The sequence below is a fragment of the Pseudomonas sp. LH1G9 genome, assembly GCF_002949975.1.
In the GTDB taxonomy this organism is placed as follows: Bacteria; Pseudomonadota; Gammaproteobacteria; order Pseudomonadales; family Pseudomonadaceae; genus Aquipseudomonas; species Aquipseudomonas veronii.
Map to the genome: position 1 here is coordinate 5,967,082 of NZ_CP026880.1, position 20,824 is coordinate 5,987,905.

Annotated in this window: 17 protein-coding genes, 5 tRNA genes and 3 rRNA genes; 16 read left to right on the plus strand and 9 right to left on the minus strand. The window is 57.2% G+C overall.

Features of this window, described 5'->3' with window-relative positions; all coding sequences use genetic code 11:
- Window positions 1-27: 27 nt before the first annotated feature.
- A complete protein-coding gene (locus C5F70_RS27575) occupies window positions 28-723 on the plus strand; it encodes a lipoate--protein ligase family protein (RefSeq protein ID WP_046489173.1) in 696 nt (231 codons plus the stop codon).
- On the opposite strand, the gene crp is transcribed toward C5F70_RS27575, so the two are convergent.
- Window positions 720-1,364, minus strand: coding sequence for a cAMP-activated global transcriptional regulator CRP (gene crp / locus C5F70_RS27580; protein ID WP_017847788.1), 645 nt, complete (start codon window positions 1,362-1,364; stop codon window positions 720-722). The genes C5F70_RS27575 and crp overlap by 4 nt on opposite strands.
- A 248-nt stretch (window positions 1,365-1,612) precedes the next feature.
- On the opposite strand from crp, the gene C5F70_RS27585 reads away from it, so the two are divergent.
- Entirely contained in the window at window positions 1,613-2,035 is a 423-nt protein-coding gene (locus C5F70_RS27585) for an OsmC family protein (protein WP_005792019.1), read from the plus strand.
- Between the two features lie 57 nt (window positions 2,036-2,092).
- Here the strand turns inward: C5F70_RS27585 and coq7 are convergent, their stop codons facing one another.
- The 6 genes from coq7 to hemJ form a co-directional block, all read right to left on the minus strand.
- The gene (gene coq7 / locus C5F70_RS27590; RefSeq protein WP_017847787.1) at window positions 2,093-2,740 is read right to left on the minus strand and encodes a 2-polyprenyl-3-methyl-6-methoxy-1,4-benzoquinone monooxygenase; all 648 of its coding nucleotides are present in this window, start codon (window positions 2,738-2,740) and stop codon (window positions 2,093-2,095) included.
- Between the two features lie 118 nt (window positions 2,741-2,858).
- Window positions 2,859-3,197, minus strand: a complete 339-nt coding sequence (locus C5F70_RS27595) for a histidine triad nucleotide-binding protein (protein ID WP_017847786.1) — start codon at window positions 3,195-3,197, stop codon at window positions 2,859-2,861.
- 46 nt (window positions 3,198-3,243) lie between these two features.
- The gene (locus C5F70_RS27600; RefSeq protein WP_017847785.1) at window positions 3,244-4,032 is read right to left on the minus strand and encodes an SDR family oxidoreductase; all 789 of its coding nucleotides are present in this window, start codon (window positions 4,030-4,032) and stop codon (window positions 3,244-3,246) included.
- Between the two features lie 63 nt (window positions 4,033-4,095).
- Window positions 4,096-5,046, minus strand: coding sequence for a DUF805 domain-containing protein (locus C5F70_RS27605; protein ID WP_017847784.1), 951 nt, complete (start codon window positions 5,044-5,046; stop codon window positions 4,096-4,098).
- A 68-nt stretch (window positions 5,047-5,114) separates the two neighbouring features.
- Complete coding sequence (locus C5F70_RS27610) at window positions 5,115-6,077, minus strand: nitronate monooxygenase family protein (RefSeq protein ID WP_017847783.1); 963 nt, start codon at window positions 6,075-6,077, stop codon at window positions 5,115-5,117.
- 24 nt (window positions 6,078-6,101) lie between these two features.
- On the minus strand, window positions 6,102-6,530 hold the full coding sequence (gene hemJ, locus C5F70_RS27615; protein ID WP_017847782.1) for a protoporphyrinogen oxidase HemJ: 429 nt from the start codon (window positions 6,528-6,530) through the stop codon (window positions 6,102-6,104).
- A gap of 136 nt (window positions 6,531-6,666) precedes the next feature.
- Here hemJ and argC point away from each other — a divergent pair, with 136 nt between their 5' ends.
- Both argC and erpA read left to right on the plus strand, forming a co-directional pair.
- On the plus strand, window positions 6,667-7,701 hold the full coding sequence (gene argC, locus C5F70_RS27620; protein ID WP_017847781.1) for an N-acetyl-gamma-glutamyl-phosphate reductase: 1,035 nt from the start codon (window positions 6,667-6,669) through the stop codon (window positions 7,699-7,701).
- A gap of 165 nt (window positions 7,702-7,866) precedes the next feature.
- Window positions 7,867-8,217, plus strand: coding sequence for an iron-sulfur cluster insertion protein ErpA (erpA, locus tag C5F70_RS27625; protein ID WP_007906865.1), 351 nt, complete (start codon window positions 7,867-7,869; stop codon window positions 8,215-8,217).
- Between the two features lie 78 nt (window positions 8,218-8,295).
- Here the strand turns inward: erpA and C5F70_RS27630 are convergent, their stop codons facing one another.
- Both C5F70_RS27630 and C5F70_RS27635 read right to left on the minus strand, forming a co-directional pair.
- On the minus strand, window positions 8,296-9,387 hold the full coding sequence (locus C5F70_RS27630) for an anhydro-N-acetylmuramic acid kinase (protein ID WP_104904361.1): 1,092 nt from the start codon (window positions 9,385-9,387) through the stop codon (window positions 8,296-8,298).
- Window positions 9,388-9,390: 3 nt separating this feature from the next.
- The gene (locus tag C5F70_RS27635; RefSeq protein WP_104904362.1) at window positions 9,391-10,809 is read right to left on the minus strand and encodes a peptidoglycan DD-metalloendopeptidase family protein; all 1,419 of its coding nucleotides are present in this window, start codon (window positions 10,807-10,809) and stop codon (window positions 9,391-9,393) included.
- Between the two features lie 209 nt (window positions 10,810-11,018).
- On the opposite strand from C5F70_RS27635, the gene tyrS reads away from it, so the two are divergent.
- The 12 genes from tyrS (at window position 11,019) to C5F70_RS27700 (ending at window position 20,729) form a co-directional block, all read left to right on the plus strand.
- Entirely contained in the window at window positions 11,019-12,218 is a 1,200-nt protein-coding gene (gene tyrS / locus C5F70_RS27640; RefSeq protein ID WP_017847777.1) for a tyrosine--tRNA ligase, read from the plus strand.
- Window positions 12,219-12,770: 552 nt separating this feature from the next.
- A 16S ribosomal RNA gene (locus C5F70_RS27650) occupies window positions 12,771-14,307 on the plus strand.
- Window positions 14,308-14,390: 83 nt separating this feature from the next.
- Window positions 14,391-14,467 (plus strand) — tRNA-Ile (locus tag C5F70_RS27655).
- Between the two features lie 27 nt (window positions 14,468-14,494).
- Window positions 14,495-14,570, plus strand: a tRNA-Ala gene (locus C5F70_RS27660).
- 247 nt (window positions 14,571-14,817) lie between these two features.
- Window positions 14,818-17,709 (plus strand): 23S ribosomal RNA (locus C5F70_RS27665).
- A 156-nt stretch (window positions 17,710-17,865) separates the two neighbouring features.
- Window positions 17,866-17,981: ribosomal RNA gene (gene rrf, locus C5F70_RS27670) — 5S ribosomal RNA — on the plus strand.
- The 16S, 23S and 5S rRNA genes sit together here with 2 tRNA genes alongside, the layout of an rRNA operon.
- 168 nt (window positions 17,982-18,149) lie before the next feature.
- Window positions 18,150-19,109: a bifunctional biotin--[acetyl-CoA-carboxylase] ligase/biotin operon repressor BirA gene (gene birA / locus C5F70_RS27675; protein ID WP_104904363.1), complete on the plus strand. Its 960-nt coding sequence runs from the start codon at window positions 18,150-18,152 to the stop codon at window positions 19,107-19,109.
- The gene (locus C5F70_RS27680; protein ID WP_057005468.1) at window positions 19,099-19,848 is read left to right on the plus strand and encodes a pantothenate kinase; all 750 of its coding nucleotides are present in this window, start codon (window positions 19,099-19,101) and stop codon (window positions 19,846-19,848) included. Before birA ends, C5F70_RS27680 begins: the two co-directional genes overlap by 11 nt.
- A gap of 7 nt (window positions 19,849-19,855) precedes the next feature.
- The gene (locus C5F70_RS27685) at window positions 19,856-20,302 is read left to right on the plus strand and encodes a hypothetical protein (protein ID WP_104904364.1); all 447 of its coding nucleotides are present in this window, start codon (window positions 19,856-19,858) and stop codon (window positions 20,300-20,302) included.
- A 142-nt stretch (window positions 20,303-20,444) separates the two neighbouring features.
- Window positions 20,445-20,529: transfer RNA gene (locus tag C5F70_RS27690), tRNA-Tyr, on the plus strand.
- A gap of 24 nt (window positions 20,530-20,553) precedes the next feature.
- A tRNA-Gly gene (locus C5F70_RS27695) sits at window positions 20,554-20,627 on the plus strand.
- Window positions 20,628-20,653: 26 nt separating this feature from the next.
- A tRNA-Thr gene (locus tag C5F70_RS27700) sits at window positions 20,654-20,729 on the plus strand.
- Window positions 20,730-20,824: the final 95 nt, after the last annotated feature.

The following is a 20,824-nucleotide window of genomic DNA, read 5'->3' on the forward strand; positions in this document are numbered from 1 at the left end:
GTGTTTATTCAGCGAGGTAGGTGTTCGATGATCCAGCCAGTATCGATGACCGTCGAAGCCGGGCTTGCTGCCGAGCAGGCCTTACTGGCTGAAGTGTGCGCGGGTGAGCGGGCGTTTGGATTGCTGTTCTGGCAACCCAGCGACCAGGCATTGGTGATGCCGCGTCGTTTGAGCCGCTTGCCGGCGTTCGAGCTGGCTAGCCAGGTGTCGGCGCAGGCCGGTTGGCCGGTGCTGTTGCGCGAAACCGGCGGCGAGCCGGTGCCGCAATCAAACGCCACGGTCAATATCGCCCTGGTCTACGCACCGCCGCGCAGCGAAGGCGACCAGGGGCGCATCGAAACCGGCTACCTGCGTTTGTGCCAGCCGATCTGTGACTTGCTGATCGAACTGGGCGGCGATGCTTCCGTCGGCGAAATCGACGGCGCGTTCTGCGACGGCCGCTACAACGTCAACCTCAATGGCCGCAAAATGGTCGGCACCGCCCAGCGCTGGCGCCAAAGTGGTGGCCGTCCGGTGGGGCTGGTACACGGAGCCTTGTTGCTGGACAACGATCGCGAAGAACTGATCGCGGCGGTCAATCGCTTCAATCAAGCCTGCGGCCTGGAACAGCGCGTTCGCGCCGACAGCCATATCGCCCTGCACGAAGCTTTCCCCGCACCGGACGCGCTCAGCCGGCTGGATGGGCTGTACCGGCAGATGCTGGCCAGCTTCCTGCCGGTTTAACGGGTGCCAAACACCACCATCGTCTTGCCTTTGACGTCTACCAGGTTGCGTTCTTCCAGATCCTTGAGCACGCGACCGACCATCTCCCGCGAACAACCGACAATGCGCCCGATTTCCTGGCGCGTGACTTTGATCTGCATGCCATCGGGGTGAGTCATCGCGTCGGGCTGCTTGCACAGCTCCAACAGGCAGCGGGCCACACGGCCGGTGACATCAAAGAATGCCAGGTCGCCGACTTTGCGCGTGGTGTCCCGCAGGCGCTGGGCAATCTGGCCGCTCAGTGCATAGAGGATGTCGGGATCGTGCTGGGTCAGTTCACGAAACTTCGTGTAACTGATCTCGGCCACTTCGCTCTCGATTTTGGTCCGCACCCAGGCACTGCGCTCCTGTTCTTTGCCAGCTTGCTCAAATAACCCCAGCTCGCCGAAGAAATCGCCGGTATTGAGGTAGGCAATGATCATCTCGCGGCCGTCTTCATCCTCGATCAGGATGGTGACCGAGCCCTTGATAATGAAGAACAGTGTTTCGGAGCGTTCGCCTGCGCAGATGATGTTGTGCTTGGCCGGGTAGCGACGACTCTGGCAATGCGTCAGCAGTCTGTCGAGATTCTTGATCTTGGGTATGGGAGTAAAAGCAACCATGGTTGTATCCCGAAAAAGACTGCACAGGGTGGTTGGATTTGTTTTTATCCAGCTGTATCTGCATTGATACACGTTGTACAAAGGATGGCAATGCGCCATTCATTTGGCGCCAGCTTACCAGACACATTGTGACTCGATTAGCCAATTTACCGGGTAACTGTGGCGATTGATGGTTTTACGCGCAAAAGCTGCCGGCCGCGGGCCGTGTGCTAAGCTGGCGACCCTTTTTTAGCAGTGGAGTCTGGGCGATGAAGGCACGCATCCAATGGGCGGGCGAAGCCATGTTCCTCGGTGAGTCGGGCAGTGGCCATGTCGTGGTCATGGACGGTCCGCCGGAAGCCGGTGGCCGCAACCTGGGCGTACGCCCGATGGAAATGCTCCTGCTTGGTGTAGGCGGTTGCAGCAATTTCGACGTGGTCAGCATTCTGAAAAAGTCCCGCCAGGCCGTGGAAAGCTGCGAAGCCTTCCTCGAAGCCGAGCGTGCGACTGAAGATCCCAAGGTGTTCACCAAGATCCACATGCATTTCGTGGTCAAGGGCCGGGCGCTGAAAGAAGCCCAGGTCAAGCGTGCCATCGAGCTGTCGGCTGAGAAGTATTGCTCGGCGTCGATCATGCTGGGCGCGGCCGGTGTCGCCATTACCCATGATTACGAAATCATTGAGTTGGGCTGATCCAGGGATTCGTCGGCAATAAAGACAGGGCGCTTTGATAGCGCCCTTTTTTGCAGGTTAGATGCGGTAGGTGCTTTTGGTCATGACCTTGGCCATCAGGCTCATGCCAAACCTCACCGGCGCCGGGAAGCGGAAACCACCGGCGTCCAGTGCGCTTTCTGCGTGGTGTTCTTCATCGATACGCATCTGTTCAAGAATCGCCCGGGACTTTTCGTCTTCGGTCGGTAACTGTTCCAGGTGCTCATCCAGGTGCTTGCATACTTGCTGTTCCGTGGCTGCGACAAACCCCAGGCTGACTTTGTCGCTGATCAAGCCGGCTGCGGCGCCAATCCCAAACGACAGGCCATAGAACAGCGGGTTCAGCACGCTGGGATGGCTGCCCAATTGGCGAATGCGTTGCTCGCACCAGGCCAGGTGGTCGATTTCTTCCTCAGCGGCATGCTCCATGGCTGCGCGCACTTGCGGCAGCTTGGCGGTCAGCGCCTGGCCCTGGTACAGCGCCTGGGCACAGACTTCGCCGGTATGGTTGATACGCATCAGGCCGGCGACGTGGCGGGTGTCGGTCTCGTTCATCTGTGCATCGGGCTGCACGATGGCGGGCGACGGGCGATACGGCTGGCCGCTGAATGGCAGCAGCGTGCGTATGGCCGTGTCGGCTTGCAACAACAGACGGTCAATCGGCGAGTAGTGACGTTGGGTAGTCATGCTGACCTCCGGGAAGAATCTCGGCGGCCAGTTTACCGCAAGAGAGGGCGAAGCGTTTGCGTTGAGTCAAGGGCATGGGGTCGCATGCGGGAGGCCGGCGACCCGTGTGTCAGGCGTATCAGCCCGGCGGCCAGTTCATCTGGCGCTGACCCAGCACATGCATGTGGATATGGTAAACGGTCTGTCCACCGTCTTCATTGCAGTTCATCACCACACGAAAGCCCTTCTCGCAGCCCTGTTCCAGGGCCAGGCGCTGAGCGGTGAACAGGATGTGCCCAGCCAGGGTTTTGTCGCTTTCGGTCAGATCGTTCAGGGTGCGGATCGGTTTTTTCGGGATAACCAGAAAATGTACCGGCGCTTGTGGGGCGATATCGTGGAAGGCGAGGACCTGATCATCTTCATAGATAATCTTCGCGGGTATTTCTCTGTTGATGATCTTGGTGAACAGAGTATCCAAAGCTGTTTCTCCATGGTGAATGTGCAGGGTGAGTGTACTCAGGCCTTCAGCGCGGGCAATAGGCCTTGTTGATCGCGCCGGCGAGCTTGCGGGTCAGCCAGCGTGGGCTCAAGCGCGGACTGAAGGCGAGCCAGCGATTGCGGCGGCCGGGGATGATGATGGCTTGGTTTTTTTCCAGGGCGCGCACGGTGTAGAGCGCCACTTCTTCCGGGCTCATCAAGTGCGCGCTGCGCTCGAGCTTGGCGGTGTCCATTTGTGCCGTGCCGAAGAAGGCTGTGCGCGTCGGGCCGGGGCACAGCACCGAGACCTTGATGCCGCAGGTTTTCAATTCTTCGCGCAGACCTTCGGAGAAGTGCAATACATAGGCTTTGCTGGCGTAGTAACTGCTCATCCACGGGCCGGGCTGGAATGCGGCGATCGAGGCGACGTTGAGGATCTGCCCGCCGCCATGCAGGGCCATGGCATTGCCGAGGGCGTGACACATACGGGTCAGGGCGAGGATGTTGACTTCGATCAGGTCCTGCTCGGTCATCCAGTCCTGGGCCAGGAACGGCCCGCTGGTGCCCATGCCAGCGCAGTTGACCAGCAAGTCGATCTGCCGTTCGCCTTCCTCAAGTTCCAACAGGAACCCGGACAAACGCAGCGGTTCACCCAGGTCGCAGGCGCGGAACAGCACCTCGACGCCGAAGCGTTGCGTCAATTCGATTGCAATGCTTTCCAACTGATCACGCTGGCGGGCCACCAGAATCAAGCTGCGGCCGCGCCGGGCCAGTGCTTCGGCCAAGGCCAGGCCGATGCCGCTGGAGGCACCGGTGATCAGAGCGTAACGGGTCATGCCTTTCTCCATCGCAACGCCGCCGGACCTGTGACAGAGGCATCACAGGCGGCGGGCGTTTTTTCACTGTTCTGGAGAGTCTACAGGTTCGGCCGCGTCGTCAGCACTTTGCACGTCTTCTTCATTGACGATCACGCTTTGATCGGCGTCTTCATCGGAGGTGATGGAGCTGCTTTCGTAGCTGCTGTCCACGTTGCTTTCGAGTTGATCCAGGTAGCCGTTCATCCCCAAGGCCATCAAGATAATGAGCATCAACGGAATAAACGCCAGCCACAGGGAGGCCAGGACTTTCACTGCCGTGGAGTTGCGCGGTGGCGGCGCACCGTACTGGTTGGCGCCGGTGTTACCTGGCAACACCAGCAGCAGCAGCGGGAAAATGCTGTTCACCAGCGGCACCAGGTTCAGCAGGTACAGCCAGCCGGACCAGCCCAGGTCGTGCAGACGCTGCACGCCGATTTGCACGCTGACCCAGACAATCGCCACGAACAGCGCGAAACCCAGCAGCGAGCCCAGGATGATGCCCGCCGTCGGCGAAGCGGTCGCCACGGCGAAGCCGGCAGTGGCGAGGATGCCCGAGGCGACGAGCATCGCGACGGTGAGTACCAGCGTCCAGGCCAGGTAGCGCAGGCGACCGATGCGGCCATGGATCGTGAAGATCTTGAGCTCGGCGTACTCCGGCAAATCGTCACCCACTGCGGCACGCGGTGGTGCATACGGGGAGGCGGCAGGGCGGGCAGAGGGCTCGGTCTCGTGGGTTTCGTCAAGGCTGAAGGCCACGGGCTGTTCGGCTTCGATACGCGCGTCTATTCCGGCGTTCTTCAGCGCGGTGAGGTAGGTTTCGGCATCGGGGCGCGCGAGGTCGCGCTTGAGGGCGACGGGGCGACCGGTAAAGAGCTTCTCGATGGCCTCAACGTTGCTTTTGAACAATTCGGCGAGATTCAGTTTAGCGGTGGTGCTTTCGACACCCGGGAGCAGGGCTCCATCAAACACAATCTTGAAACGGTTGTCGCTCATGCGGGCATCCTTGTCATGTTACAGGGGAGGGGGCAGGCCCGCTTCAATGGGCGGGCCCGGCAAGTGTATCAGCGCGGCCAGCGCAACTGTGCCGCCTTCTCGCGGGCTTCGCGGTATTCGGCATCCAGGCGCGCAACGAGTTCATCGACGCCGGGCAAATCATCAATCTCACCGACGCCCTGGCCGGCGGACCATACGGTCTTCCAGGCCTTGGCCTCGTCGTTCAACGGCTTGAGCTTGGCGCCGAAATTGACTTCGCCTTTGCCTTGCAGGGCGGCCAGGTCGAAACCGGCGTTTGCCAGGCTCTGGCGCATGAAGCTGGCGGGCACGCCGGAGACTGCGGCAGTGTGCACGATGTCGACGGCGCCTGATGTGAGCAGCATCTCTTTATACGCATCCGGCGCGTGGCTTTCGGCGGTGGCGATAAACCGCGTGCCCAGATACGCCAGGTCCGCGCCCAGCAACTGGGCGGCCAGGATTTCGTGCCCGTGGTTGAGGCAGCCGGCCAGCAGCAGGGTTTTATCGAAGAACTGGCGAATCTCGGCGATCAACGCGAACGGGCTCCAGGTGCCGGCATGGCCACCGGCGCCGGCGGCCACTGCGATCAGGCCGTCCACCCCGGCTTCGGCGGCTTTCTCGGCGTGACGTCGAGTGGTGACGTCATGGAAGACCAGGCCGCCGTAGCTGTGTACCGCATCGACCAACGCCTTCACCGCGCCGAGGCTGGTGATGACGATCGGCACCTTGTGCTCGACGCAGATCGCCAGGTCTGCCTCCAACCGTGGGTTGCTGTGGTGGACGATGAGGTTGACGGCGTAGGGCGCAGGGTTGCTCAACTGCGCCAGGCCCGCTTCGATTTCCTCCAGCCAGGCCTTGAAGCCACTGCTTTCGCGCTGGTTCAGTGCCGGGAAACTTCCGACCACGCCATTGCGGCAGCACGCCAGGACCAGTTGCGGATTGGAAATCAGGAACATCGGCGCGGCCACGACGGGCAGGCGCAAACGTTGTTCAAGCAAAGCGGGCAGCGACATTGGAGGTACCCCGAGGCATTGACGTTAGAACGGTTTGACCACGACCAGAATTACGATAGCCAGCAATATCAGAACCGGGAACTCATTGAACCAGCGATAAAAGACATGGCTGCGGGTGTTTTCGCCACGGGCGAAGCGTTTTACCTGCGCGCCGCACATGTGGTGGTAACCGATCAGCAGAACGACCAGGGTCAGCTTGACGTGGAGCCAGGCGCCCATATGGAAGAGGCCGGGGTTGAGGGCGATCATCCAGATGCCGAAGACCAGCGTGGCAAGCATCGACGGGCCCATGATGCCGCGATACAGCTTGCGCTCCATGACGCTGAAGCGTTCCTTGCTGACGGTGTCTTCGCTTTGGGCGTGGTAGACGAACAGGCGCGGCAGGTAGAACAGCCCGGCAAACCAGCACACGATGCTGACGATATGGAAGGCTTTGACCCATAGATAAAGCATTTTTAGTTATTCCCAGGTTCACGGTAACTGAAGATAGTAGTGGCTCATGCGTCCTTACGTCACCTTGGCGGTTGTCGCAGGACAATGCGGCCCCTATTATCGACGGCTTTCCAGTGGGTTCTTTGAGGGCAGGTTTATGGTCAAGGTCGGTATCGTCGGCGGCACGGGTTACACCGGTGTCGAATTGCTGCGTCTGTTGGCGCAGCATCCGCAAGCTGAGGTGGTGGTCATCACTTCCCGATCCGAGGCCGGCCTGGCTGTGGCCGATATGTACCCGAACCTGCGAGGCCATTACGACGGCCTGGCGTTCAGCGTGCCGGACATCAAGACCCTCGGCGCCTGTGACGTGGTGTTCTTTGCCACCCCCCACGGCGTAGCCCATGCGCTGGCCGGCGAGTTGCTGGCCGCGGGCACCAAGGTCATCGATCTGTCGGCGGACTTCCGCCTGCAGGATGCCGACGAGTGGGCCAAATGGTACGGCCAGCCACACGGCGCGCCGCAGCTGTTGGAAGAGGCGGTGTACGGCCTGCCGGAAGTCAATCGTGAGCAGATCAAGCAAGCGCGCCTGATCGCCGTGCCGGGTTGCTATCCGACCGCGACGCAGTTGGGCTTCCTGCCATTGCTCGAAGCCGGGCTGGCCGACGTTTCGCGCTTGATTGCCGACTGCAAGTCGGGCGTCAGCGGCGCCGGGCGTGGGGCGGCGGTGGGGTCGCTGTACTCCGAGACGTCGGAAAGCATGAAGGCCTACGCGGTAAAAGGGCATCGTCATCTGCCGGAAATCCGCCAGGGGCTGCGTCGCGCCGCCGGTAAGGATGTGGGGCTGACCTTCGTGCCGCACCTGACTCCGATGATCCGTGGCATTCACTCGACACTGTATGCGACGGTGGTGGATCGCTCGGTGGATTTGCAGGCGCTGTTTGAAAAACGTTACGCCAACGAGCCGTTCGTCGATGTGATGCCGGCCGGCAGCCATCCGGAAACCCGCAGTGTGCGCGGCGCCAACGTGTGCCGGATTGCCGTGCATCGGCCGCAGGACGGTGATCTGGTGGTGGTGCTGTCGGTGATCGACAATCTGGTCAAGGGCGCTTCGGGCCAGGCGGTGCAGAACATGAACATCCTGTTCGGCCTGGATGAGAAGCTGGGCTTGTCCCACGCAGGCATGCTGCCGTAAGGCTGTCAGGTCGCCAAGCAGAAGGCCCGTCGATCGGGCCTTTTGTGTTTTTAATGGCGGCTGCGCAGATTGATATACCGTAACAATAGTTGACCGCTTTTCTAGGAGAAGCGGATAATACCGACCATTACGCATATGGCGGCGGTACGCCGGGAGATTATCAGCATGAGCGTTGAGTCCTTCACCCCCACGGCTTTGCAATTCACCCACGGTGCTGCGCACAAGGTGAAGAGCCTGGTCGATGAAGAGGGTAATGATCGCTTGAAGCTGCGCGTATTTGTTACGGGCGGCGGTTGTTCAGGGTTTCAGTACGGTTTTACCTTCGATGAAGAAGTGGCCGATGACGACACCATCGTCGAGCGCGAGGGCGTGAGCCTGGTTGTGGACCCCATGAGTTTCCAATACCTGGCAGGCGCCGAGGTGGATTACCAGGAAGGTCTGGAGGGTTCGCGTTTCGTGATCAAGAACCCTAATGCCACGACTACGTGTGGTTGCGGGTCTTCGTTCTCGATCTGATCGGTAGCGGATACAAAAACGCCGCTTGGCTTTGATCGGCCAAGCGGCGTTTTGCTGTCTGCGGATTCTGGCGGGCAGTCAGGCGGGGTAGATCGCGCCCAGCACCCGTAACCCGCGTGCGCCAGTGACGCTGGGGCGGTTGGCGGCGATGCCTTCGAGGCAGCAATGGGCCAGCCAGGCGAAGGCCATGGCTTCGACCCAATCGGGGTCTACGCCGCAGGTGGCGGTGCTGCTGACCTGGGTCGATGGCAATAGCGTGGCCAGGCGTTTCATCAGCGTGCGGTTATGCGCGCCGCCGCCGCAGACAAGCAGGGTGTTTGTCTGGGGTTGGGCGGTTTGCAGGGACTCGACGATGGTCAGGACCGTCAGTTCCAGCAGCGTGGCCTGGATGTCCTGGGGGGCGAAGGCGGGTAGGCGCGCCAGGTGTTGTTGCAGCCATCCCAGGTTGAACACTTCGCGCCCGGTGCTTTTCGGGCCTTTGGTCAAGAAAAAGGGGTCACTGAGCAGCGCGTTGAGCAACTGAGGTTCGACTTTGCCGCTGGCGGCCCATTGACCCTCGCGATCAAAGTGTTCACCGCGCTGTTGATGAATCCAGGCATCCAGCAAGACATTGCCCGGGCCGCAGTCGAAGCCGGCTACGGGTTTGCCGGTCTCGATCAGGCTGAGGTTGCTGAAACCTCCGACATTCAAAACCGCACGATTCCCGCTGCGTTCGTCAAACAGTGCTTCATGAAAGGCCGGTACCAACGGCGCACCCTGGCCACCTGCAGCAACGTCGCGGCTGCGGAAGTCGCTGACCACGGTGATGCCGGTCAATTCGGTGAGCAAGGCAGGGTTGCCGATCTGTACGGTGAAACCGCGTGCCGGTTCATGGCGGATAGTCTGCCCATGGCTGCCGATCGCGCGAATGTCCTGGGGCTTGAGGTTGTGCTGGTCGAGCAGGGCATGGATGCCCTGGGCGGCGAGTGTCACCCAGCGTTGCTGGGCCATTGCCGAGCGGGCGATCTCATCCGGGCCGCTGGCGCACAGGCCAAGCAGCTCCGCGCGCAAGCTGTCTGGCATAGGGATGTAGTGAGTGGCGATCAGCTTGATCGCCGCCTCTTGTTCGATCAGGGCGATATCCAGGCCATCGAGGCTGGTCCCTGACATCACGCCTATATAGAGCGGCATACCTTAGCGCTTCGCCGAAGCCAGCAGGGTGGAGCGCTCCTGATCCATGCGTGCCATCAGCGGTTGGCTTTGTTGCATGAAACGCGCGCGTTCGGCCTTGGCGATCGGGTCGGCCATCGGCAGTTTCTGGCCCAACGGGTCGACGTGTACGCCATTGACCTGGAATTCATAGTGCAAGTGTGGGCCGGTGGACAGGCCGGTCGTGCCGATATAGCCGATCACCTGGCCCTGCTTCACGTTGCCGCCGGTCTGTACGCCCTTGGCGAAGCCTTGCATGTGGCCATACAGCGTGCGGTAGGTGTTGCCGTGCTGGATGATCACGGTGTTGCCGTAACCGCCGCGACGTCCGGCCAACAGTACCTTGCCGTCACCTGCGGCTTTGATGGGCGTGCCGCGCGGCGCTGCATAGTCGACGCCTTTGTGGGCGCGGATTTTGTTCAGGATGGGGTGCTTGCGTCCCATGGAGAAGCGCGAGCTGATGCGGGCGAAATCCACAGGTGTGCGGATAAAGGCCTTGCGCATGCTGTTGCCATCAGCGGTGTAGTAACTGCTGTTGCCTTGTTTGTTGGTGTAGCGCACGGCGGTGTAGGTCTTGCCGCGGTTGGTAAAGCGCGCGGAGAGGATATTGCCGGTGCCGACCACTTTGCCGTTGGCGACCTTTTGCTCGTAGATCACGTCGAATTCGTCACCCTGGCGGATGTCCTGGGCGAAGTCGATGTCGTAGCCAAACACGCTGGCCATGTCCATGGTCATGCTGTGGGACAAGCCGGCACGGGCGGCCGATTGCGACAGCGAGCTGTTGATGACGCCATGTACGTAGGCGGAGCGCATCACTGGCTTGGTGGTGATGCGATTGAACGCGAAACCCTTGGCACCCTTGGTCAGGGTGATGCTTTCCAGGTCGCTGAGGTTGCTGTGCAGGGTGTTCAGCTGGCCATCTGGGGTCAGTTCGAATTCGAGTTTTTGACCGCGTTTGAGCTGGGTGAATTGCTTGGCTTGTTTATCGCTGGCCAAGACCTCATTAACCGTAGTGGCAGGTAGGCCGACCTTCTCGAACAGGGTGGAAAGCGTGTCGCCCTTGCCGACGAGCACCTCGCGATGCTGGGGGTTCTTGGCCTGCGCTACGGCAGGTGCAGCCTGCTGCTGGGCGGTTTTGTCGGTTTCGTCCGGGGCGCTTTCGATCTGGGCAAACGGCGAATCGATGGGGGCATTTGTGGCTTGTTGCGCGTCGGAAGCGTCTTGATCTTGTGTCAGTTGTTCTGCGGGACTTTCCAGGTCAAGGCTCAGGGATGTTCGTTTGGCTTCTACGTCACTGGAAGGGAATACCAGGAGTGCCAGGCTCAGAAGGGCGGCGATACCACTTGCAGCGAGCAGGTGGGTCTTTGGGTAAAGCGGCGGCGCTTTAGACGGTTCTGTGGTCATAGGTAATTTTGACTTTGAAGATGAAATGGAAAAGATGACTGACATGATGAAGATGAAATAACTGTATAAAATATAACCAAATCATCTGTGACGCAAGCTCGCGAACGCCGGGCTTGTCGAACGGTGTCCGTGCGCAGGGCAAAACTTGTAATTAGTCCCTGATCTTGTATGGTTGGTTCCCTTTTGAATCTGAGCCTTGCGGGTCTGTTATGAAGTCGGTTGAAGAGCAGCTAGCGCTGATAAAACGTGGTGCGGAAGAACTGTTGGTCGAGGCGGAGCTGATCGAAAAGCTCAAGCGTGGCCAGCCCCTGCGTATCAAGGCCGGCTTTGATCCGACTGCGCCGGATCTGCACCTGGGCCATACCGTGCTTATCAATAAGCTGCGCCAGTTCCAGGACCTGGGGCATCAGGTGATCTTCCTTATAGGGGATTTCACCGGGATGATCGGTGATCCAAGCGGCAAGAGCGCCACGCGTCCGCCGCTGACCCGTGAACAGGTTCTCGAGAATGCCGAGACCTACAAGACCCAGGTGTTCAAGATTCTCGATCCGGCCAAGACCGAGGTGGCGTTCAACTCCACCTGGATGGACAAGATGGGGCCGGCGGACTTCATTCGTCTGACATCCCAGTACACCGTGGCGCGCATGCTTGAGCGCGATGACTTCGACAAGCGCTATTCGACCAACCAGCCGATCGCGATTCATGAGTTCCTGTACCCGCTGGTCCAGGGCTATGACTCGGTGGCGTTGCGCGCTGACGTTGAGTTGGGTGGCACCGATCAGAAGTTCAACCTTCTGATGGGGCGTGAGCTGCAGCGTGCGTATGGGCAAGAGGCTCAGTGCATTCTGACCATGCCGTTGCTGGAAGGGTTGGACGGCGTCAAGAAGATGTCCAAGTCCCTGGGCAACTATGTCGGTATCCAGGAAGCGCCGGGCGTGATGTACGGCAAGCTGGTTTCGATTCCGGATGCGCTGATGTGGCGTTACTTCGAGCTGTTGAGCTTCCGCTCGATGGATGAGATCAATGCGCTGCGTGCGGATGTCGAGGCGGGTGCCAATCCTCGCGACGTGAAGATCAAGCTGGCTGAAGAGATTGTTGCGCGTTTCCATGGCGAGGAGGCTGCGGCCAGTGCTCACCGTGCGGCGGGCAACCGGATGAAGGATGGTGAGCTGCCGGATGATCTGCCGGAGATCGAGCTGACTGCTGCCGAGGCAATGCCGATCGCGGCCGTCCTTAATAAGGCAGGCCTGGTGAAGAACTCGGCGGTCGCGCGTGACCTCTTGGGTTCCGGTGGTGTGCGTATCGATGGTGAAGTGGTTGATCGCACCTTTATATACGCGCTGGGTGCGACCCATGTTTGCCAGGCTGGGAAGAAGGCATTTGCGCGTATTACGCTCAAATCCGAATAAGTCTGAAATTAACTGTTGACGGCGATTTATATCTGTCTATAATTCGCCCCACTTCCGGCGCAGTCGAAACGGAAAACTCCTTGGTAAACAAGGAGTTACGCAAGATTCGACAGCGACCTGCTTCAGTTCATCGAAGCCTGGAAGGAGTTGGTAGAGCAGAGTTGTTTGGCTCTATTAACGTTTCGATCTTCTCGGTCGAAAGCGGAGAAAAAGAGGTGTTGACAGCAGCGTGTAACGCTGTATAATTCGCCTCCCGCTAACGAGAGATCGGAAGCGCAAGTGGTTGAAGTTACAAAGGAAACTTTGAAAACTTCTGAAAATAATCACTTGACAGCAAATGAGGCTGCTGTAGAATGCGCGCCTCGGTTGAGACGAAAGATCTTAACCAACCGCTCTTTAACAACTGAATCAAGCAATTCGTGTGGGTGCTTGTGGAGTCAGACTGATAGTCAACAAGATTATCAGCATCGCAAGTTACTCCGCGAGAAATCAAAGATGTAACCAACGATTGCTGAGCCAAGTTTAGGGTTTCTTAAAAACCCAAAGATGTTTGAACTGAAGAGTTTGATCATGGCTCAGATTGAACGCTGGCGGCAGGCCTAACACATGCAAGTCGAGCGGTAGAGAGAAGCTTGCTTCTCTTGAGAGCGGCGGACGGGTGAGTAATGCCTAGGAATCTGCCTGGTAGTGGGGGATAACGTTCGGAAACGGACGCTAATACCGCATACGTCCTACGGGAGAAAGCAGGGGACCTTCGGGCCTTGCGCTATCAGATGAGCCTAGGTCGGATTAGCTAGTTGGTGAGGTAATGGCTCACCAAGGCGACGATCCGTAACTGGTCTGAGAGGATGATCAGTCACACTGGAACTGAGACACGGTCCAGACTCCTACGGGAGGCAGCAGTGGGGAATATTGGACAATGGGCGAAAGCCTGATCCAGCCATGCCGCGTGTGTGAAGAAGGTCTTCGGATTGTAAAGCACTTTAAGTTGGGAGGAAGGGCAGTTACCTAATACGTGATTGTTTTGACGTTACCGACAGAATAAGCACCGGCTAACTCTGTGCCAGCAGCCGCGGTAATACAGAGGGTGCAAGCGTTAATCGGAATTACTGGGCGTAAAGCGCGCGTAGGTGGTTAGTTAAGTTGGATGTGAAATCCCCGGGCTCAACCTGGGAACTGCATTCAAAACTGACTGACTAGAGTATGGTAGAGGGTGGTGGAATTTCCTGTGTAGCGGTGAAATGCGTAGATATAGGAAGGAACACCAGTGGCGAAGGCGACCACCTGGACTGATACTGACACTGAGGTGCGAAAGCGTGGGGAGCAAACAGGATTAGATACCCTGGTAGTCCACGCCGTAAACGATGTCAACTAGCCGTTGGGAGCCTTGAGCTCTTAGTGGCGCAGCTAACGCATTAAGTTGACCGCCTGGGGAGTACGGCCGCAAGGTTAAAACTCAAATGAATTGACGGGGGCCCGCACAAGCGGTGGAGCATGTGGTTTAATTCGAAGCAACGCGAAGAACCTTACCAGGCCTTGACATCCAATGAACTTTCTAGAGATAGATTGGTGCCTTCGGGAACATTGAGACAGGTGCTGCATGGCTGTCGTCAGCTCGTGTCGTGAGATGTTGGGTTAAGTCCCGTAACGAGCGCAACCCTTGTCCTTAGTTACCAGCACGTAATGGTGGGCACTCTAAGGAGACTGCCGGTGACAAACCGGAGGAAGGTGGGGATGACGTCAAGTCATCATGGCCCTTACGGCCTGGGCTACACACGTGCTACAATGGTCGGTACAGAGGGTTGCCAAGCCGCGAGGTGGAGCTAATCCCAGAAAACCGATCGTAGTCCGGATCGCAGTCTGCAACTCGACTGCGTGAAGTCGGAATCGCTAGTAATCGCGAATCAGAATGTCGCGGTGAATACGTTCCCGGGCCTTGTACACACCGCCCGTCACACCATGGGAGTGGGTTGCACCAGAAGTAGCTAGTCTAACCTTCGGGGGGACGGTTACCACGGTGTGATTCATGACTGGGGTGAAGTCGTAACAAGGTAGCCGTAGGGGAACCTGCGGCTGGATCACCTCCTTAATCGACGACATCAGCTGCTCCATAAGTTCCCACACGAATTGCTTGATTCATTGAAGAAGACGATAAAGAAGCAGCCCGAAATTGGGTCTGTAGCTCAGTTGGTTAGAGCGCACCCCTGATAAGGGTGAGGTCGGCAGTTCGAATCTGCCCAGACCCACCAATTTTGTGTGGGAACCTGTAGAAATACGGGGCCATAGCTCAGCTGGGAGAGCGCCTGCCTTGCACGCAGGAGGTCAACGGTTCGATCCCGTTTGGCTCCACCACTACTGCTTCTGAAGTTTGAAAGCTTAGAAATGAGCATTCCATCGTGATGATGGTGAATGTTGATTTCTAGTCTTTGATTAGATCGTTCTTTAAAAATTTGGGTATGTGATAGAAAGATAGACTGAACGTTACTTTCACTGGTAACGGATCAGGCTAAGGTAAAATTTGTGAGTTCTCTTAATTGAGAAATTCGAATTTTCGGCGAATGTCGTCTTCACAGTATAACCAGATTGCTTGGGGTTATATGGTCAAGTGAAGAAGCGCATACGGTGGATGCCTTGGCAGTCAGAGGCGATGAAAGACGTGGTAGCCTGCGAAAAGCTTCGGGGAGTCGGCAAACAGACTTTGATCCGGAGATGTCTGAATGGGGGAACCCAGCCATCATAAGATGGTTACCTTACACTGAATACATAGGTGTAAGGGGCGAACCAGGGGAACTGAAACATCTAAGTACCCTGAGGAAAAGAAATCAACCGAGATTCCCTTAGTAGTGGCGAGCGAACGGGGACTAGCCCTTAAGTGGCTTTGAGATTAGCGGAACGCTCTGGAAAGTGCGGCCATAGTGGGTGATAGCCCTGTACGCGAAAATCTCTTAGTCATGAAATCGAGTAGGACGGAGCACGAGAAACTTTGTCTGAATATGGGGGGACCATCCTCCAAGGCTAAATACTACTGACTGACCGATAGTGAACTAGTACCGTGAGGGAAAGGCGAAAAGAACCCCGGAGAGGGGAGTGAAATAGATCCTGAAACCGTATGCGTACAAGCAGTGGGAGCCTACTTTGTTAGGTGACTGCGTACCTTTTGTATAATGGGTCAGCGACTTATTTTCAGTGGCGAGCTTAACCGAATAGGGGAGGCGTAGCGAAAGCGAGTCTTAATAGGGCGTCTAGTCGCTGGGAATAGACCCGAAACCGGGCGATCTATCCATGGGCAGGTTGAAGGTTGGGTAACACTAACTGGAGGACCGAACCGACTACCGTTGAAAAGTTAGCGGATGACCTGTGGATCGGAGTGAAAGGCTAATCAAGCTCGGAGATAGCTGGTTCTCCTCGAAAGCTATTTAGGTAGCGCCTCATGTATCACTGTAGGGGGTAGAGCACTGTTTCGGCTAGGGGGTCATCCCGACTTACCAAACCGATGCAAACTCCGAATACCTACAAGTGCCGAGCATGGGAGACACACGGCGGGTGCTAACGTCCGTCGTGAAAAGGGAAACAACCCAGACCGTCAGCTAAGGTCCCAAAGTTATGGTTAAGTGGGAAACGATGTGGGAAGGCTTAGACAGCTAGGAGGTTGGCTTAGAAGCAGCCACCCTTTAAAGAAAGCGTAATAGCTCACTAGTCGAGTCGGCCTGCGCGGAAGATGTAACGGGGCTCAAACCATACACCGAAGCTACGGGTATCACGTAAGTGATGCGGTAGAGGAGCGTTCTGTAAGCCTGTGAAGGTGAGTTGAGAAGCTTGCTGGAGGTATCAGAAGTGCGAATGCTGACATGAGTAACGATAATGGGTGTGAAAAACACCCACGCCGAAAGACCAAGGTTTCCTGCGCAACGTTAATCGACGCAGGGTTAGTCGGTCCCTAAGGCGAGGCTGAAAAGCGTAGTCGATGGAAAACAGGTTAATATTCCTGTACTTCTGGTTATTGCGATGGAGGGACGGAGAAGGCTAGGCCAGCTTGGCGTTGGTTGTCCAAGTTTAAGGTGGTAGGCTGGAATCTTAGGTAAATCCGGGATTCTAAGGCCGAGAGCTGATGACGAGTTATCTTTTAGATGACGAAGTGGTTGATGCCATGCTTCCAAGAAAAGCTTCTAAGCTTCAGGTAACCAGGAACCGTACCCCAAACCGACACAGGTGGTTGGGTAGAGAATACCAAGGCGCTTGAGAGAACTCGGGTGAAGGAACTAGGCAAAATGGCACCGTAACTTCGGGAGAAGGTGCGCCGGTGAGGGTGAAGGACTTGCTCCGTAAGCTCATGCCGGTCGAAGATACCAGGCCGCTGCGACTGTTTATTAAAAACACAGCACTCTGCAAACACGAAAGTGGACGTATAGGGTGTGACGCCTGCCCGGTGCCGGAAGGTTAATTGATGGGGTTAGCTAACGCGAAGCTCTTGATCGAAGCCCCGGTAAACGGCGGCCGTAACTATAACGGTCCTAAGGTAGCGAAATTCCTTGTCGGGTAAGTTCCGACCTGCACGAATGGCGTAACGATGGCGGCGCTGTCTCCACCCGAGACTCAGTGAAATTGAAATCGCTGTGAAGATGCAGTGTATCCGCGGCTAGACGGAAAGACCCCGTGAACCTTTACTATAGCTTTGCACTGGACTTTGAATTTGCTTGTGTAGGATAGGTGGGAGGCTTTGAAGCGTGGACGCCAGTTCGCGTGGAGCCAACCTTGAAATACCACCCTGGCAACTTTGAGGTTCTAACTCAGGTCCGTTATCCGGATCGAGGACAGTGTATGGTGGGTAGTTTGACTGGGGCGGTCTCCTCCTAAAGAGTAACGGAGGAGTACGAAGGTGCGCTCAGACCGGTCGGAAATCGGTCGTAGAGTATAAAGGCAAAAGCGCGCTTGACTGCGAGACAGACACGTCGAGCAGGTACGAAAGTAGGTCTTAGTGATCCGGTGGTTCTGTATGGAAGGGCCATCGCTCAACGGATAAAAGGTACTCCGGGGATAACAGGCTGATACCGCCCAAGAGTTCATATCGACGGCGGTGTTTGGCACCTCGATGTCGGCTCATCACATCCTGGGGCTGAAGCCGGTCCCAAGGGTATGGCTGTTCGCCATTTAAAGTGGTACGCGAGCTGGGTTTAGAACGTCGTGAGACAGTTCGGTCCCTATCTGCCGTGGACGTTTGAGATTTGAGAGGGGCTGCTCCTAGTACGAGAGGACCGGAGTGGACGAACCTCTGGTGTTCCGGTTGTCACGCCAGTGGCATTGCCGGGTAGCTATGTTCGGAATAGATAACCGCTGAAAGCATCTAAGCGGGAAACTAGCCTCAAGATGAGATCTCACTGGGACCTTGAGTCCCCTGAAGGGCCGTCGAAGACTACGACGTTGATAGGTTGGGTGTGTAAGCGCTGTGAGGCGTTGAGCTAACCAATACTAATTGCCCGTGAGGCTTGACCATATAACACCCAAGCAATTTGCGAACTCGAAAGAGACCAGATTGCGGTGTGTGAAGACGAAACGAACCGAAAGTTCGACTCTTACAAAACACCGAAAACTATCACATACCCAATTTGCTGAAGCGAGGCCATCAGGCCACGACTCAGTACCCGAATTTCTTGACGACCATAGAGCATTGGAACCACCTGATCCCATCCCGAACTCAGCAGTGAAACGATGCATCGCCGATGGTAGTGTGGGGTTTCCCCATGTGAGAGTAGGTCATCGTCAAGATTAAATTCCAGAACCCCTGTTTGCTTACGCAGACAGGGGTTTTGTTTTGGGCGGTCGGAAAGGCTCAAGGGGCTCATTGCGACGGACGTCAGTGCTAAGGCCCGGCCTTTCTATGCAATGACCCTGCGCATGGCTATCATGCGTGCCTCATTGTGAGGCGATACTTGCATGCTGACGTTGTTAAAACTTCTGAAAGATGGTCGATTCCACTCCGGGGAAGCGCTGGGCGCCGCCCTGGGCGTCAGTCGCAGTGCTGTATGGAAGCAGCTTCAGCATCTTGAGGCTGAGTTAAACCTGCCCATCCACAAAGTGCGTGGCAGGGGGTACCAGTTGGTATCGCCGCTGGTGTTCTTGAATGCCGAAGACATCGCGCTGAAGGCGCCTTCCCTGGCGTGGCCCGTCCACATATTCGATTCCATTGACTCCACCAATGCTGAAGCCTTGCGCCTTGTCGATGCGGGGTGCGCGGCACCATTCCTGGTGCTCGCCGAGCAGCAGAGCGCCGGGCGAGGTCGACGGGGGCGCAAGTGGGTCAGCCCGTTCGCTCAGAATGTGTATTACAGCCTCGTGCTGCGCATCGAGGGCGGTCTGCGGCAGCTAGAGGGGCTGAGCCTGGTTGTGGGGCTTGCGGTCATGCAGGCCTTGCGCGAGTCGGGCGTGCAAGGAGCTGCCTTGAAATGGCCAAACGATGTCTTGGTGGGGCAGAAGAAAATTGCCGGTATCCTGCTGGAGTTGGTCGGCGATCCTGCTGATATCTGTCACGTTGTGCTCGGGATCGGCATCAACGTAAATATGCAGAAAGTCGCGGCAATCGATCAGCAGTGGACGTCGGTGCAGCTTGAAACGGGCTCTCCCGTAGATCGCAATCTACTGGTGGCGCGGCTGGGGCTGCAGTTGCAACGTTACTTGGAGCGACACGCGGCCTCCGGCTTTGCGGCGCTTCAGCAGGAGTGGGAGCAGAATCACTTATGGCAGGGCAGGGCGGTGTCCCTCATTGCTGGAGTCAATCAGGTTGACGGGGTGGTTCTGGGGGTCGACCGCCAGGGTGCGTTGCGTTTGAGCGTCGATGGTGTTGAAAAAATATACAGCGGTGGTGAGCTAAGCCTGAGGTTGCGTGATGATTCTTGAGCTCGACTGTGGGAATAGCTTTATCAAATGGCGCGTACTTGAATCGGATCAGGCGAAAGCTTGCGCCGAAGGTGTTGTGGGGTCGGACCTCGCATTGATTGAAAGCCTGGCAGCGCTACCAGGCCTGTCGTTGGCGCGTTGCCGATTGGTGAGTGTTCGGGCTTCAGAAGAGACCAATAAGCTGGTCGAGGCTTTGCAGGGGGCTTTCGGTGTTGTCGTCTCCTGTGCTGTCCCTGCGCGTGAGATGGCTGGCGTGCGCAATGGCTACCAAGACTTCGAACGCCTTGGTCTTGATCGCTGGCTGGCGATGCTGGGTGGCTTCAAGTTGGCTTCGGGCGCGTGCCTGGTACTCGATTTTGGTACCGCAGCCACCGCCGATTTCATCGCGGCAGACGGCCAGCACCTGGGCGGCTTCATTTGCCCCGGCATGCCGTTGATGCGCAACCAGTTGCGCACGCACACCCGCAAGATACGCTACGACGACGCGGCGGCTGAGCGTGCCCTGGAGCGGCTCTCCCCCGGGCGCACGACCGCGGAGGCTGTCGAGCGTGGTTGTACGCTGATGCTCAGGGGCTTCGTGTTGACCCAGCTCGAGTTGGCCCGCAGCTACTGGGGTGATGATTTCACCGTATTCCTGACGGGTGGGGATGCTGATCTGGTCTCGGACGCCGTGCCGCAGGCGCGGTTGGTCCCGGACCTGGTTTTCGTTGGTCTGGCCATGGCGTGTCCATTGTCCTGAGGTGTTTATGCGTTGGCTGTTTTTACTTTTACTCGTTCTTAATGCCTTCTATTACGTTTGGCATCAGCAAGAGGCGCCGTTGCGCGCCAAGGATGTCACGCCCCTGAGTCTGTATCGTGGCCCTCAGCAGGATATTCGGCTGCTAAGCGAGTCCTCGGACTCGGTGTCCCGGCGTGATCGAGCAAAAGCGCCCGAGGCGCAGAATACCTGCTTATACATCGGCGGCTTTGCCGACCAGCACCAGGCGCAGTCGCTTGAGCAGCGCCTCACAAGCCTGGATATAAAGGTCAAGGTTCAACTGTTGAGCACACCTGAGGCGTCCGGTTACTGGCTTCGTGTGGCCCCTGAAAGCCGGCGTCTGGCTGAGGATCTGCCGTTTGAAAACCTTGCTAAGGAATTCAATGAGTTAAAACATAAAATAATGCTGTGCGAAGGCATTGCAACTCTCGAATAGTTTGCATAGAATGGCGCCCGCTTCGCAGTGAAGACCTTTAAGGCCTACAGTGTGAAGCGAAGGTCAACGCAGCTAACCTCATATTTTTAATGAGAAAATGCTTGACAGAAGGCTGGCATGATGTAGAATGCCGGCTCGCTTAGGAGGGGTTCCCGAGCGGCCAAAGGGATCAGACTGTAAATCTGACGTCTACGACTTCGAAGGTTCGAATCCTTCCCCCTCCACCATTTTTAGCGTGAGCTGCAAGCTCCGCGGGTATAGTTTAGTGGTAGAACCTCAGCCTTCCAAGCTGATGATGCGGGTTCGATTCCCGCTACCCGCTCCAAGTTTGCAGGTTGTGCAGCGTGTTTTGCTCTTGTAGCTCAGTTGGTAGAGCACACCCTTGGTAAGGGTGAGGTCAGCGGTTCAAATCCGCTCAAGAGCTCCATATAACAAGGCAGATATGAAAATATCTGCCTTTGTTTTAACGGCTATCTCGGCTTGATTCTGTTGTAATGGGCGTTTTCGCCGGTTGGTTTCAAG